The organism is Bizionia hallyeonensis, from assembly GCF_042657385.1.
GTDB lineage: Bacteria > Bacteroidota > Bacteroidia > Flavobacteriales > Flavobacteriaceae > Algorimicrobium > Algorimicrobium hallyeonense.
The window spans coordinates 944,088-958,475 of the sequence record NZ_JBHSLA010000001.1 but is presented as its reverse complement, the minus strand read 5'-3'; the positions used below and the strand labels follow the sequence as shown (position 1 = coordinate 958,475).

Sequence of the window (14,388 nt, the reverse complement as noted above, 5' to 3'; positions counted from 1 at the left end):
AAGTGCATGTTTACACATCAAGGTAAAAGCAGAACTGCCAAACATAATTTACATATTGCAACCATTCTGTCTGTTGTAGCAGGTATTGTAAATGTAACGGGGTTTTTATCTTTCAAACAATTAACCACACATGTAACAGGTCATTTTGCGCTATTTATTAATGATGTAGCCGAATTTAAAGTTTGGCAAGGCACAATTTATTTTTTATATATTTTCTCATTTCTATTTGGCTCCTTTGCCTCTAGCTTTTTAATTGAGAAGTTTAAAGGAAACAAAAAACTTAAAGTTTATGTGATACCGACAATTATTGAATGTGTCATTTTATTATCCATTGGGCTTGTTAGTAATTTTATTACAATAGAAACGCCCAACGTGATTGTATGCTTACTACTTTTTGCCATGGGACTTCAAAACTCTTTTGTAACGAAAATTTCAAATGCCGTAGTAAGAACAACACACCTTACTGGTTTATTTACAGATTTAGGTATTGACTTATCACTTTTACTCTTTAAGAAACACCATCAAAAAAGATTCAAACTCAAAGAAAATATTAAACTACGTTTTTATATCATTTCATCATTCTTTTTGGGCGGATTAATGGGCGGCTATGTGTATTCGCGATTAAACATGGAATTAAACACACTCTTTCTTGCAGCTTTCATTTTATTTATCAGTTTATTTTATGACGATGTGAAATATAGATTTATAAAAATTAAAAATTCCTGATTCACATTACCAATTCCTAATAGAAAACCCTTAATACACTATTTAACTGCGCATTGACAACTTCTGGGTATTCAATTCAACACCAGTTAATCCGCATGCGCACTTTTAAAATAATAGCTTTATTAAAAAGGCGCTTTACCCATTTTGGATAGTTTTTCATTTAATTCAAAAACACGACTTCTTATTCCTGAATACCCAAAACGCTCCAATCTTTTAGTGTGCATGTCTAAATAATTTTCAGCACTTTCTCTAGTTTCAAACATATAGACACCTCCAGCTTCTTCGGTTTCTTTATTTTCCGTCCAAAATTTCCAAATAAACCCAGGTTCCTTCGTGATACTTTCAATGAGCTCCGACATTTCACTTGCTAATTGATCTCCCCAAATTCCTTTGTGGGGAAAATCCACATACATTATAACGGCCATAAACTTCAATTTTAAATTTCCATAAAAATATAACAAAAACATATTTTTAAACAATATGAATGATGCAAGAGTTCAGAATAAAATGTTTAACCTAAGTCCTTTGAAATACTAATATATCTACTGCATTAAAATTGCATTTTTGGACAGACTACATACCAAGTCCTTTTACGATAGGAATTAAAACAGCCTAATAAAATTACGTATATAAAAAATGCGTACTTTAGTAATCCAATAATGCCCGCTTATAGAATTGAATTTATTAATGATAAAACAAATCACTAACAGTTAAAACATACTATCATGGCAAAAAGTCAAGACGCAAAAAAGAACGTAAAAAAAGAACCAGCTAAAACAGCTAAAGAGAAAAAAGCTGAAAAGCGACTGAAAAAAGCAAAATAGCTTTTAAAACATTGTAATACAAAAGATGGATTTTAATTAAAAGGAGGAAAACACGAACCAACTTTCAATCAAAATCCATCATTTTCTTCTCCTAATATATAGTGTCCTATATTAAAATATGTAAACACACATATTTACCACATAAACGAAACCCAAAAAAGATATAAACAAAGTTATCAAAAATAACTCCCTACTCTATTTGGTAATCAAATATATAATCGTAAATTTGCAAACTCTTTTAAAGAGAGGAATGTTTAATTAGAAAAATTAATAAGTGTGGACACATTAAGCTACAAAACGATTTCAGCCAACAAAGCTACTGTTAATAAAGAGTGGGTTTTAGTTGACGCTGAAGGTCAAACATTAGGCCGTTTAGCTTCTAAAGTTGCAAAACTTTTAAGAGGAAAACATAAGCCTAACTTCACACCACACGTTGATTGCGGTGATAACGTGATTGTTATCAATTCGGAAAAAATCAACTTGTCAGGTAACAAGTGGACAGATAAAACATATATCCGTCACACAGGTTATCCAGGTGGACAAAGAAGTTTAACTGCTACTGAATTGTTTGGAAAAGATCCAGCAAGATTAGTAGAGAAATCAGTAAAAGGAATGTTACCTAAAAACAAATTAGGTGCCGAATTATTCCGTAACCTTAACGTTGTTGTTGGTGCAGAGCATACGCATGCTGCGCAAAAGCCAAAAACAATTAATTTAAACGAATTCAAGTAAATGGAAGTAATTCACAAAATTGGCCGTAGAAAGACGGCTGTTGCTCGTGTATATCTTGCTGAAGGAACTGGCAAGATTACAATTAATAAAAAAGACATGACGGTTTATTTTCCTACTGCAACATTACAGTACAAAGTAAACCAACCTTTAGTTATGACTAACAATGATGGCAACTTTGATATTACAGTAAATGTATATGGAGGTGGTATTACAGGTCAAGCTGAAGCAATCCGTTTAGGTATTTCTCGTATTATGTGCGAGTTAGATCCTGAAAACAGATTGACATTAAAGCCAGAAGGCTTGTTAACTAGAGATCCAAGAATGGTGGAGCGTAAGAAATTCGGACAGAAGAAAGCGCGTAAGAAATTCCAATTCTCGAAACGTTAATATTATCGAATGTTACTTTATCTGGGGTTTAATACTTCATAGTAAAGTACATTTCAAACAAAAAAATTAAACAGTTATTGTTGTCCTAGTGTAAAAACAGGATTTAGTTTAGCATCTAAATGGTTCAGGCAATTTTTATTATAAAAAGACCACTAAATCATTGCTAATTCAACAGAACGTAAACTATTACAAAATGGCAGTAGAAGTAAAAGAATTACTTGAAGCAGGTGTACACTTCGGTCACCTAACACGTAAGTGGGATCCAAACATGGCGCCTTACGTATATATGGAGCGTAATGGCATCCATATTATCAATCTTTATAAAACAGCAGCTAAAATAGAAGAAGCAGGCGACGCGTTAAGCAAAATCGCAGCATCTGGTCGTAAGATTTTATTTGTAGCTACTAAAAAACAAGCTAAAGATATTGTTGCTGAAAAAGCAGCAGATATCAACATGCCTTACATCACTGAAAGATGGCCAGGTGGAATGCTTACAAACTTTGTTACTATTAGAAAAGCCGTTAAAAAAATGGCAACTATTGATAGAATGAAGAAAGATGGTACTTTCAATTCATTATCTAAAAAAGAACGTTTACAAGTAGATCGTCAACGTGCTAAATTAGAAAAGAATTTAGGTTCTATTACAGATATGACACGTTTACAAGCAGCATTATTTGTTGTTGATATTAAGCGTGAGCACATTGCTATTAAAGAAGCTCAAAAATTAAACATTCCTATTTTTGCTATGGTTGATACCAACTCTGACCCACGTCAAGTTGATTATGTAATCCCTGCAAATGATGATGCTTCAAAATCTATAGACAAAGTGTTAACACACGTTACAGCAGCTATTGCAAATGGTTTAGCAGAACGCAAAGCAGAAAAAGACGCTCCTAAAGCTGACAAAGATGCACCAAAAGCAAAAAAAGCAGCTAAAAAAGAAGTTGTAAAAGACGAAGAAGAATAAAAACTTAAGTAAAACAATACTAGAAAAGTCGTTTGATACCGTTTCAATTTTGAAAACACGTTAAACGACTTTTTTAAATTTAAAATACATTTTCAAGCTATGGTAAAAGTAACAGCCGCAGAAGTAAATAAATTAAGACAAGCCACAGGTGCAGGTATGATGGACTGCAAAAAAGCTTTAGTAGAAGCTGAAGGCGATTTTGATAAAGCAATTGACGTATTACGTAAAAAAGGTCAGAAAGTAGCAGAAAAAAGGGCCGACAGAGATTCTTCTGAAGGTGCTGCAGTAGCTAAAATTAACGATGCAAACACTGTTGGTGTTGCGCTTGTTTTAGGTTGCGAAACTGATTTCGTTGGAAAAAATGAAAGCTTTTTAGCGTTAGCTAATGAGTTAGCAGATGTTGCTATCAACTTTAATACTAAAGAAGACTTTTTAGCAGCCGATTTTAAAGGTATGACTGTTGCTGAAAAATTAGTTGAACAAACAGGTGTTGTTGGTGAAAAATTAGAAATCACTGGTTTCGAAAAATTAGAAGCACCTTATGTTGGACAATATGTTCACATTAATAAAATTGCAGCTTTAGTTGGTTTATCAAAAGAAGTTGATAATGCTGAAACTTTAGTAAAAGATGTTTCTATGCAAGTTGCTTCTATGGGAGCAACCTCATTATCTTACAAAAATTTCGATCCTGCTTTTGTAGCTTCCGAAACTGAAGCGCGTATTGCAGTTATTGAAAAAGATAATATTGAATTAGGTCGTTTAGGTAAAACACTTAAAAATGTACCTCAATATATTTCTATGGCTCAATTAACGCCAGAAGTTTTAGCCCAAGCAGAAGAAGATGCGAAAGCAGAATTAAAAGCGGAAGGTAAACCAGAACAAATTTGGGATAAAATTCTTCCAGGTAAAATGGAGCGTTTTATTTCAGATAATACGACGTTAGATCAAGAACAATGTTTATTAGATCAGCGTTTTATTAAAGATGATAAGCAAACAGTTGCACAATATGTAGAGTCTTTTGGCGATGTTGCCATTACAGATTTCAAACGTGTTTCTGTAGGATAATTTAAAATTATCAAGCATATACTAAAGCCTCTCAATTATTTGAGAGGCTTTTTTTTATACCATTTTTTATTAAAATGACCACCATAGAGAAAACCGTAACGGTTTTTTGGATTTTCGATAAACGGCACATAATTCACCAAAAAAGCTTGTTCTATTCGTTTTTTTTTTTGGTAGGTTTGAATTGTTAAGAAATAATTTGGTTAGATACCCTAAATCTTAATCGGTTATTTCAAACAGAATTTTATCATTTTTTACTAACTTTAAACCAGTTTAACCTATGAAACAAACCCAAATCACAAACTATTTAAAATTGGGAATTCTGCTCTTCGGAATTTCATTAATTGTGGCCAGTTGCCAGAAAGATGATTTTACGAATCAATCAAATGAAAGTTCAAAAACAGAATCGGATTTTAAAATTACTACGTTACGTAAGGATAAAATTCTTGAAAAGAAAAGTTTACTTACCAAATTGGAAAAAATTAAAAGTGCAATCTAAAGCAACATCTATTAATGGTCGCGAAGTTTATAGTGAAGAAAATGGATTCACTATAAATACAGACTATTGTAAAGAAATCTTTGATGGTATAAAATACTCTTATATATTTCCAGTTTACAGGGAGGAAGATAATGGTTTTTTAGAAAACCTTTGGTTAATTGAGGAAGTAGACAGCACCTATACAGCCTATTTAGTTCAATACGAATTTACCGCTGAAGACATTACAGCCCATAATTTCAGACAGCAAATAAACGTTGAAAATAAGATAACGTATATTGAACTAAATGCAGATGAATTAGTTGGTGATATATTCGGTAAATACTATTATAATGGTGCGTGTTACGAAGATTTATGGACTTATCAAGAGGGAACTAGGTGTCAGAGTACAAAACACACTTTTGCTCAAGGAAATGAATGTGATTATTGGGGCACAACCGATATGGCTACAAATGGCGGTTACGTTCTTTTACCTACTTTAGTTCCTTGTGGTGATGGAGGTGGCGGTCCAAGCAACGGCGGAAATCCTCCAGATTATAACCCAACAAATCCAAATAGTAATCCTAATCATGGAGGCGGTACTCAAAGTGGATCAACAACGCCTGTTACTTGTAAGTTTTGTCCTGAATTAGAGCCTCCGATTGATAGCAATGATGAGGGTGAAGAGGATGATTGTAATACATCCAAGGATGAATTAAAAAAAATATTTCCTAATATATCTGATACAAATGCAGAATTGTTAGCCTCAATAATTAATGATAAAGGAAAAGATTTTGGTATCAATAGTGATGAAGATTTATGGCACTTTTTAAGTCAAGCTGGACATGAAACGGGAGGATTTAATACATTGAATGTAACAGAAAGCACTTATTGGACTACAGCGAGTAAATTAGCTGGGACATATTCTTGGTTTACTATGGACTCTCTACAAGCTTCTTTAAATGAAAATATATATTTTGCTCCGGATTATTTACAAAATTCTTCTGGAGTGGCTAATGTTGCAATGTGTTGTAAATATGGTAATAGGGATGTAGCTAGTGGGGATGGTTATAAATATAGAGGGAGAGGTATTTTCCAACTAACATGGAAAGATAATTATACAGCTTTTAAAACATGGTATAATAATAATTATAATCCAGATATTGACCCTGTAACAGAGCCTGAAATAATTGCAAGCAACGACACACTAGCTGTATTAAGTGGATTATGGTATTACAAAACTAGAGTCATTAATGAGATAAATATTGATAGTAGTACAACTGTAGATAATGTAACTGTAAAAATAAATGGCAAAAGTAAGAAAGGATTAACTGACAGAAAGGAGCGTTTTCAAAAAGCGAAAGATTCAATAAATTGTTTGTAAACTTTAAAAATAAAAATGATGAAAAATAATAAAAGAGTTTCAAAAATATTAAAATTACTATTATTAATGGTAATTTCATATAGTTGCAAGGCACAAGTATTACCACCTATTTCACAACCTAATTGGGGAAATGAAATCATTGGTACTTGGATTTCTAATGATGATTTAGATTACAAAATTGAATTTACTAGCAATGGCGTACAAAAAGAATATATAGGGAATGTACTTCAGGATGGCACCTATAATTACGCTCTTACCATGTCTTGTGGTTCAAATATAAATAATGGCTTTGATGTATATTTGAAAAGAGATATTAGTTCCAATGATTTTGTTTGTGATGTAATAAATAATATTCATACAGATGATAATGGTGTTAAAACATTATCCATCACAACTGAAAGTGGAAAACTTGAAATTTATACAAAGCAATAAATAAAGTAAGTAGAAACAGCAGAAACTCTTAATTTCTGCTGTTTTTATACCTTACCAACATTAGTTTTAACAGAAATAAATGAAATCACCAATTTATTTAGTAATAGTATTTATTCTTACAACCATCTCTTGCAAAGCACAAATAATCCCCGTGGAGCAAGTAGTTAATAATTTCGAGAATGTTGAAGAAGGTGTAACCACCTATATAAAAGATGTAAATCATGTTTTAGATGACTATGTAGGTACATGGACCGGTAATACCAACAATAAAGAATATACATTTATAATTACTGAAAAAACGATTGTATTTGATGAACAGTACAATATAGATATTGATGTTTTGGTAATGAAATATTTAATTCTAGATGCTAGCAACTTTAATGTCATTGAAGATACAAGATCATTACCAGATGAAAATGCCCCATGCCAAGGTGTAGTTTTTAGACAATTTTCAGGCAGTGGTTTATCTTATGAATTCTATTATAGTGGTGAAGACTATTTTTGTGGGCAAAATGGCGAAGTATATGTGACGTTAAAAAATAATAATACCCAATTGTTTTTATCATTAGGATCAAATCATGAAAAGTATAGCCAATGTCAAACAGGTTGGGCCAATCAAGTACTGCCTGAAAACGGTATTTTATTAACAAAACAATAAATCATAATTCAACAAATATAAACAATATCAAACCCACAAAACCTCTCCAAATTCGGAGAGGTTTATTTAATTTCAAAAAATTACTACTATCTTACACTGAAACCCAAGTCTACATTTTCAAAACATGAAAACACCAATTTATATAATACTCTTATTTCTTTTTTCAATGAGTACTTGTAAAGCACAAGTACCGCTTATTGAAAAGTATGGTAATATTACTAACGGAATTTACTATCAAGACACCAATAATGATTTAGGCAAATTAGAAGGTGTTTGGTTATTTGAAAATAATAATGAAATACTTAAAATACAATTAATGAAAAAAGAACAAGATTTGGTGTCATATTCGAATGTATCATATTTGGAGGATGTGCTTTACGGCGAATACCAATATGTTAATGCCAACAATGTTCAAGTAGTTAATACTTTAAGTAATATATTTGCTTACACGGATGTTTCGGAGCATTTAATATACGGTAATTATATAATGGAAGCCACGCATGTACCCGTTTGTAATGACTGCTTGCCAGATGAGCGTCGTGTGGAAGTATCTATTCAAGACCCAGCGCGCGACTATTTTGATTATAATATGATAATCAGGCATGTTCCCGCACAACAATCTGGAACACCAGAGCATATAATAGTTCGTATTAAAATGTCAGATATGGGTTTGTATCCAGAAGGGCAACCCACAGATGATAGGCTACCATTAAGAAGAGAATTAATCTTATATAAACAATAAAAACAAATTACGCCAAGGCTAGTTATTAGCCTTGGTATTATAGGTATGAAAAATATAATATTTATAATAACCTTAAGTATTTCGACATTAGCTTGTAAAGCACAAACACCTATAATTTCTTTAGATGATAGAAACGAATTTGTAAATGGCGCTTATTACAAAGATTTAAACAACGAACTAAATAAATTTGTTGGTACTTGGGTATATACTAACGGTAACACCTCTCTAACTGTTATTTTTCAAAAAAAAGTACAAGTTTATAACGATGAATGGTATGAAGATTTACTAATAGGCGAATATAGTTATACAGTGAATGGGAGAGAAATTGTAAATACTTTACTAGATTTAAATATTGCAGACCCATATTACCATAGTATAGCAGGAAATGAAATAATATATAAAAACAATAGGCCAAGTTGTTCAGCATGTACTCCAACAGAAAGGCGAGTTTTAATGTTTTTCGATGATCCAGATCCAAACAGAAAACATTTGAGCAGCTATTTAGCAATTAGGTATATTAAAGAAAATGGTATAGAAAAAATTGAAGCAAAGCTAGTTAGTATAGGAACAAGAGCAATACCAGAAGGTGCGCCAACAGAACCAAGAGTGCCTTATGGAGACTACGTTTTGGTAAGACAATAAAATTGTGCTTCAATACATCTTCAGACACCAATTAACCTTCCAAAAATCTTGGGAGGTTTTTTATAATTCCTCTAAAATTTCGCAATTCAAAAAATAAAAAAATTATGTAGCTTTGCAAAACCGCAATTCCCATAATCGTGAGAAGCGCATATATCTAAAACAGCACATGAAATACAAAAGAATTCTTTTAAAATTATCAGGCGAAGCATTAATGGGTAATCGCCAATACGGAATTGATCCCGTTCGTTTAGCAGAATACGCGACTGACATAAAAGAAATTACAGATTTAGGAATTCAAGTTGCCATTGTTATTGGTGGCGGAAATATTTTTAGAGGTGTTGCAGGTGCTAGCAACGGTATGGATCGTGTTCAAGGTGACCACATGGGTATGTTAGCAACAGTTATAAATGGTTTAGCACTACAGAGTGCTCTAGAAAATGCAGATGTACCAACACGTTTGCAAACCGCTATTCATATTGAGCAAGTTGCTGAACCTTTTATCCGAAGAAAAGCTATGCGTCATTTAGAAAAAGGTCGTGTTGTTATTTTTGGAGGTGGAACTGGAAATCCGTATTTTACTACCGATTCAGCAGCCGTTTTAAGAGCTATTGAAATTGAAGCCGATGTTATTTTAAAAGGCACACGTGTAGATGGTATTTATACAGCAGATCCTGAAAAAGATTCGCAAGCCATTAAATTCGATCATATCACCTTTGATGATGTGTTACGAAAAGGATTAAAGGTTATGGATACAACTGCTTTTACCCTAAGTCAGGAAAACGAATTGCCAATTATTGTTTTTGATATGAATAAAAAAGGCAATTTATTAAAAGTGGTTTCTGGCGAAAATATTGGCACAAAAGTCAATTTATAATATTACATTTACGGTTTGGCTTGTTTTTTGAAACACGTTTAAAACTTATAAAATTCTTTAAAGATGGAAGACATTCAATTTATATTAGACTCGGCAAAAGAGTCTATGGATGCGGCAATTAAGCATTTAGAAAAACAATTAGTAAATATTAGAGCTGGTAAAGCCAGTCCAGCCATGCTTGGTAGTGTTATGGTAGATTATTACGGATCTCAAACACCTTTAAGCCAAGTAGCCAATGTAAACACACCAGATGGTAGAACCATTACCGTTCAGCCATGGGAAAAAAATATGCTTCAAGAAATTGAACGTGGTATTATGCATGCTAACTTGGGTTTTAACCCAATGAATAATGGCGATACGATTATTATAAACGTGCCACCATTAACGGAAGAACGCAGAATTAATCTAGCCAAACAGGCAAAAGCTGAAACAGAAGATGCTAAAGTAAGTATTAGAAGTGCTAGAAAAGATGCCAATACAGATATTAAAAATCTTGAGGACACCTCTGAAGATCTTCAGAAAAATGCTGAAACGGATATTCAAAAGATGACCGATAAATACGTTATGAAAATAGACAGTATTTTTGAGGTCAAGGAGAAAGAAATAATGACTGTTTAAATTTAAAAAGCGACACAAAACGTCGCTTTTTTAATAGAATTAACGTGCCAACTATTCATGTGGAAATATTTTCTAACTGTTTTTTGTATTCTATGTGTTTTGCGTGTGCAGTCTCAAACACCTATTGCATCTAAAGACACGGTTGTTGTTCAGCGAGATTCCATAAAAAAAAGAGATTTATTAAGGCAACTGGGTAATGGCTTTTTTCCAACCAAGTACTTTGATATAGATCTGCGTTATCTTATAAAATATAATCAATACGAAGGATTCCGAACGGGCTTTGGAGGTGTAACAAACGATGGGTTTTCTGAAAAATACCGCGTGCGTAGCTATGTTGCTTATGGATTTCGTGATAATCGCTTTAAATACGGTATTGGTGGTAGTGCGCGATTAAATGCCAATGGTCAAACTTGGTTAAATGTTAATTATACCGACGATTTGCAAGAAACAGGTAGCTCCAAATTCTTAACCGATAAGCGCTTCTTTAGCTTTTTTGAACCCCGATTGTTGAATATAGATTTATTCTATAAATTCATAAAACAATCCGTTTCCATTGAGCATGCTTTAACACCAAAAATCCTTTCGGAATTACAGTTTGCGGTCAGCAACATCAACCCAACTTATAATTATCAATATTTGGATGGTGGCAATACTTATTCGGAATTCAATTTAAGTACCGCTATTATTTCCTTTCAATTCAATCCGTTTAGCGAGTACACATTAGTAAAGAACCGGTTAAGAGAAACAACAGTAGGTTTCCCTAAATTTTCACTTCAATTTACTCAAGCGGTTAGCGGTGTTTTTAAAAGTGAATTAAATTTTTCGAAAATTGATTTTCGCACCCTTTATGAAATAAAACACCAACCGGAATCCTTTACGCGATTTGTACTAACCGCAGGATATGCCAACGGTAATGCGCCATTATCGCATTTATATCACGCCTACCCAAATAACATTAATAAAGAAACTATTTTACAGCGATTTTCAGTTGCTGGCATTGATAGTTTTGAAACCATGTTTTTTAACGAATTCTTTTCAGATAAGTTTACAACCGTTCAATTTCGCCATTACTTTAAACCCTTCCAAATTGCTAGTCGCTTTAAGCCACAATTGGTTTTAATATCTCGATTTGCCATTGGAAATATGAATAATATTGATAAGCACCAAGGTATTACCTTCGGCACACTAGATAAAGGGTATACGGAGTCTGGTTTTGAAATTAACAAACTCCTTTTTGGTTTTGGTTTAAGTGGCACCTATCGCTATGGTGGCTACCATTTACCTGAATTTGAAGACAATATTGCGGTAAAGTTCACTTTTAACGTGACATTATAAAGCAATATCATCTGTAATACATCGCTTTTCCTTACCTTTGCGCCTGTTTTTAATAGCGTATGTTTAAATTATTTTCAAAAAATTTCTGGGATGTTGTTGCGCGACTTATTTTGCGGAACAAAATCGGTATTCTTATTAGTATCCTTGCAGTAACTATCTTTTTTAGCCTGCAGTGGAAAAACATGCGTTTTACTTACACCGAGGCCAACCTGCTACCCGATGATCATGAGGTAAATGTTGTATATCAAAACTTTCTTGATATTTTTGGTGAAGAAGGCAACCTGATTGTTCTTGGTATTAAAGATTCAACTTTATTTACCGTTGAAAACATGAACGCTTGGAACGCTTTATCCGATCGTTTTAAATCCTTTGATGCGGTTGATGCTGTCATTTCTTTAAAAGATTTACAAAAGCTTGTTAAAGATGATGTTAATGAACGCTTTGGATTAGAACCGTTTATTAAAGACTCCATTCATTCGTTATCACAAATTGACACCCTTCAAAACGAGCTCTTCAACCAGTACCCATTCTACGATAATTTCTTGTTTAATAAAGAAACCAAAACAATCCGAACGGCTATTTACATGAATAAAGCTATTGTAAATACAGCAGCACGTAAGGATTTTGTTTTTGATGAGCTAATTCCAATAATTAAAGCGTTTGAGGAAAAAACCAATATGGACGTTCGGGTTTCTGGTATGCCATATGTACGGACCTTAAATGCCCAAAACATTGTAGACGAAATAGGTATTTTTATTGCTGGTGCGCTTTTAGTAACGTCGCTAATCTTCTTTTTGTTTTTCAGGTCCTTTAGAGCAACGCTCATATCCATGCTCGTTGTTTGTTTAGGTGTTATGTGGACCTTTGGTATCATTGGGCTTCTGAATTACGAGATTACGGTTTTAACAGCTTTAATTCCGCCTTTAATTATCGTTATCGGAATTCCAAACTGCATTTTCTTAATTAACAAATATCAACTTGAAGTTAAACTGCATGGAAACAAAGTTCGGTCCCTTCAACGTGTTATTACCAAAGTTGGAAATGCCACGTTATTAACTAACTTAACAACGGCATCTGGATTTGCTACCTTTATTTTAACAGAAAGCACCCTATTAAAAGAGTTTGGTATTGTAGCTTCCTTGAGTATTATTGCTATTTTTATTTTATGCCTTCTTATAATCCCTATTATTTACACCTTTCTACCCTATCCAAAAGATAGACATCTAGAACATTTAAACAAGCGTTGGATTGGTGGTTTTGTAAATTGGATGGAGCGTATGGTAAAAGAACGCCGTATTACCATTTACATTACAGCCATTGTTTTACTCGTTGTAAGTATGATTGGTATTTATCAGATAAAAATTTCTGGTAGTCTGATTGAAGATATGTCCAAGGAAGCTGAATTCTTCGAGGACATCCGCTTTTTTGAAGAAGAGTTTAGTGGTATTATGCCTTTGGAAATTTTAGTGGATACCAAACGTAAAAAAGGCGCAACTAAATTGGCCACGCTAAAACGTATGGATGAATTAGAACAGCTCATCCTAGAAACACCCGAATTATCAAAACCAATTTCTATTGTAGGGTTAGCAAAATATGCGAAACAAGCCTATACAAATGGAAATCCAAAATATTATCAATTACCGACGAGTCAGGAAAATTTATTTATTTCATCGTATATAAAAAATTCGTCTTCCAATGTTAATCTATTAAAAAGTTTTGTAGACAGTACAGGTCAATACGCCCGTATCACAACCTTCATGAAGGATATTGGCACGGATAAAATGGAACGAATTGAGGAAAATCTTCAAACCGAAATAGATAAAACATTCCCTGAAGAAAAATATGAAGTCACCATAACCGGTAAAGCACTTGTTTTCTTGAAAGGAACCAAGTTCTTGGTTAAAAACTTAGCTATTTCATTATCATTAGCCATTTTATTGATTTCTCTTTTAATGGCATATATGTTCCGATCCTTTAAAATGATTATTGTATCATTAATCCCAAACCTATTGCCTTTGGTCATTACGGCAGGATTAATGGGTTATTTAGGTGTCCCAATAAAACCATCAACTATTTTAGTATTTAGTATTGCGTTTGGTATTTCGGTGGATGATACCATTCACTTTTTGGCAAAATACAGACAAGAACTTCAAGCCAATAACTGGAAAATCAAGAAATCTGTTTATGCCGCTTTACGTGAAGCTGGTGTAAGTATGTTTTACACCTCCATTGTATTGTTTTTCGGGTTCTCTGTATTTACCATTTCTAGTTTTGGTGGAACTGTTGCACTAGGCGCATTAGTATCTGCAACACTCTTGTTTGCTATGCTATCCAACCTATTATTATTACCGTCCCTTTTATTATCCTTGGAACGAAGTATTGCCAATAAAGAAGATTTAAAAGAACCAAGTATCAATATTATTCCAGATGATGATTATGATGATGAAGAAGATGCCATCGAAAAAAATGCTTCTGGCTTAAAATAAATAGCGAAACAATTTCAAAAATTGCATTTGATTTTTGACTTGTA

The 14,388-nt window shown here is 33.1% G+C and carries 16 protein-coding genes; 15 read left to right on the top strand and 1 reads right to left on the bottom strand.

What is annotated here, in order from left to right; all coding sequences use genetic code 11:
* Positions 1–6 precede the first annotated feature (6 nt).
* Positions 7–726, top strand: coding sequence for a YoaK family protein (locus ACFPH8_RS04380; protein ID WP_376858774.1), 720 nt, complete (start codon positions 7–9; stop codon positions 724–726).
* Positions 727–848: 122 nt separating this feature from the next.
* On the opposite strand, the gene ACFPH8_RS04375 is transcribed toward ACFPH8_RS04380, so the two are convergent.
* On the bottom strand, positions 849–1,151 hold the full coding sequence (locus ACFPH8_RS04375) for a monooxygenase (RefSeq protein ID WP_376858772.1): 303 nt from the start codon (positions 1,149–1,151) through the stop codon (positions 849–851).
* A 675-nt stretch (positions 1,152–1,826) separates the two neighbouring features.
* Here ACFPH8_RS04375 and rplM point away from each other — a divergent pair.
* The 14 genes from rplM to ACFPH8_RS04305 all read left to right on the top strand — a co-directional run bounded on the left by rplM (position 1,827) and on the right by ACFPH8_RS04305 (position 14,344).
* The gene (rplM, locus tag ACFPH8_RS04370; RefSeq protein WP_248397553.1) at positions 1,827–2,282 is read left to right on the top strand and encodes a 50S ribosomal protein L13; all 456 of its coding nucleotides are present in this window, start codon (positions 1,827–1,829) and stop codon (positions 2,280–2,282) included.
* Positions 2,283–2,669 (top strand): 30S ribosomal protein S9, encoded by a 387-nt coding sequence (rpsI, locus tag ACFPH8_RS04365; RefSeq protein WP_248397551.1) that lies wholly within the window; start codon positions 2,283–2,285, stop codon positions 2,667–2,669.
* Positions 2,670–2,862: 193 nt separating this feature from the next.
* Positions 2,863–3,636, top strand: a complete 774-nt coding sequence (rpsB, locus tag ACFPH8_RS04360) for a 30S ribosomal protein S2 (RefSeq protein WP_376858770.1) — start codon at positions 2,863–2,865, stop codon at positions 3,634–3,636.
* 99 nt (positions 3,637–3,735) lie between these two features.
* Positions 3,736–4,701 carry a translation elongation factor Ts gene (tsf, locus tag ACFPH8_RS04355; protein ID WP_376858768.1) on the top strand — a complete coding sequence of 322 codons (966 nt, stop codon included), beginning with the start codon at positions 3,736–3,738 and terminating at the stop codon, positions 4,699–4,701.
* Positions 4,702–4,978: 277 nt separating this feature from the next.
* Entirely contained in the window at positions 4,979–5,197 is a 219-nt protein-coding gene (locus ACFPH8_RS04350; RefSeq protein ID WP_376858766.1) for a hypothetical protein, read from the top strand.
* Positions 5,187–6,557 (top strand): glycoside hydrolase family 19 protein, encoded by a 1,371-nt coding sequence (locus ACFPH8_RS04345; protein WP_376858764.1) that lies wholly within the window; start codon positions 5,187–5,189, stop codon positions 6,555–6,557. The genes ACFPH8_RS04350 and ACFPH8_RS04345 overlap by 11 nt, the downstream gene beginning before the upstream one ends.
* 18 nt (positions 6,558–6,575) lie before the next feature.
* A complete protein-coding gene (locus ACFPH8_RS04340) occupies positions 6,576–6,989 on the top strand; it encodes a hypothetical protein (RefSeq protein WP_376858762.1) in 414 nt (137 codons plus the stop codon).
* A gap of 79 nt (positions 6,990–7,068) precedes the next feature.
* The gene (locus tag ACFPH8_RS04335) at positions 7,069–7,647 is read left to right on the top strand and encodes a DUF6705 family protein (RefSeq protein WP_376858760.1); all 579 of its coding nucleotides are present in this window, start codon (positions 7,069–7,071) and stop codon (positions 7,645–7,647) included.
* 124 nt (positions 7,648–7,771) lie between these two features.
* The gene (locus tag ACFPH8_RS04330) at positions 7,772–8,389 is read left to right on the top strand and encodes a DUF6705 family protein (protein ID WP_376858758.1); all 618 of its coding nucleotides are present in this window, start codon (positions 7,772–7,774) and stop codon (positions 8,387–8,389) included.
* Positions 8,390–8,434: 45 nt separating this feature from the next.
* Entirely contained in the window at positions 8,435–9,031 is a 597-nt protein-coding gene (locus tag ACFPH8_RS04325) for a DUF6705 family protein (RefSeq protein WP_376858756.1), read from the top strand.
* A gap of 166 nt (positions 9,032–9,197) precedes the next feature.
* Positions 9,198–9,905, top strand: a complete 708-nt coding sequence (gene pyrH, locus ACFPH8_RS04320; RefSeq protein ID WP_376858754.1) for a UMP kinase — start codon at positions 9,198–9,200, stop codon at positions 9,903–9,905.
* A 63-nt stretch (positions 9,906–9,968) separates the two neighbouring features.
* On the top strand, positions 9,969–10,523 hold the full coding sequence (gene frr, locus ACFPH8_RS04315; RefSeq protein ID WP_248397543.1) for a ribosome recycling factor: 555 nt from the start codon (positions 9,969–9,971) through the stop codon (positions 10,521–10,523).
* A 105-nt stretch (positions 10,524–10,628) separates the two neighbouring features.
* Positions 10,629–11,858 carry a hypothetical protein gene (locus ACFPH8_RS04310; protein WP_376858752.1) on the top strand — a complete coding sequence of 410 codons (1,230 nt, stop codon included), beginning with the start codon at positions 10,629–10,631 and terminating at the stop codon, positions 11,856–11,858.
* 59 nt (positions 11,859–11,917) lie between these two features.
* Complete coding sequence (locus ACFPH8_RS04305) at positions 11,918–14,344, top strand: efflux RND transporter permease subunit (RefSeq protein WP_376858750.1); 2,427 nt, start codon at positions 11,918–11,920, stop codon at positions 14,342–14,344.
* Positions 14,345–14,388 lie beyond the last annotated feature (44 nt).

Excerpts from the sequence above, each read along its gene's own strand:
- ACFPH8_RS04305 (WP_376858750.1), top strand. The coding sequence starts at position 11,918 with ATGTTTAAATTATTTTCAAAAAATTTCTGGGATGTTGTTGCGCGACTT.
- rpsB (WP_376858770.1), top strand. The coding sequence starts at position 2,863 with ATGGCAGTAGAAGTAAAAGAATTACTTGAAGCAGGTGTACACTTCGGT.
- frr (WP_248397543.1), top strand. The coding sequence starts at position 9,969 with ATGGAAGACATTCAATTTATATTAGACTCGGCAAAAGAGTCTATGGAT.
- ACFPH8_RS04340 (WP_376858762.1), top strand. The coding sequence starts at position 6,576 with ATGAAAAATAATAAAAGAGTTTCAAAAATATTAAAATTACTATTATTA.
- ACFPH8_RS04375 (WP_376858772.1), bottom strand. The coding sequence starts at position 1,151 with ATGGCCGTTATAATGTATGTGGATTTTCCCCACAAAGGAATTTGGGGA.
- ACFPH8_RS04335 (WP_376858760.1), top strand. The coding sequence starts at position 7,069 with ATGAAATCACCAATTTATTTAGTAATAGTATTTATTCTTACAACCATC.
- ACFPH8_RS04325 (WP_376858756.1), top strand. The coding sequence starts at position 8,435 with ATGAAAAATATAATATTTATAATAACCTTAAGTATTTCGACATTAGCT.
- ACFPH8_RS04330 (WP_376858758.1), top strand. The coding sequence starts at position 7,772 with ATGAAAACACCAATTTATATAATACTCTTATTTCTTTTTTCAATGAGT.
- pyrH (WP_376858754.1), top strand. The coding sequence starts at position 9,198 with ATGAAATACAAAAGAATTCTTTTAAAATTATCAGGCGAAGCATTAATG.
- tsf (WP_376858768.1), top strand. The coding sequence starts at position 3,736 with ATGGTAAAAGTAACAGCCGCAGAAGTAAATAAATTAAGACAAGCCACA.
- ACFPH8_RS04380 (WP_376858774.1), top strand. The coding sequence starts at position 7 with ATGTTTACACATCAAGGTAAAAGCAGAACTGCCAAACATAATTTACAT.
- rpsI (WP_248397551.1), top strand. The coding sequence starts at position 2,283 with ATGGAAGTAATTCACAAAATTGGCCGTAGAAAGACGGCTGTTGCTCGT.
- ACFPH8_RS04350 (WP_376858766.1), top strand. The coding sequence starts at position 4,979 with ATGAAACAAACCCAAATCACAAACTATTTAAAATTGGGAATTCTGCTC.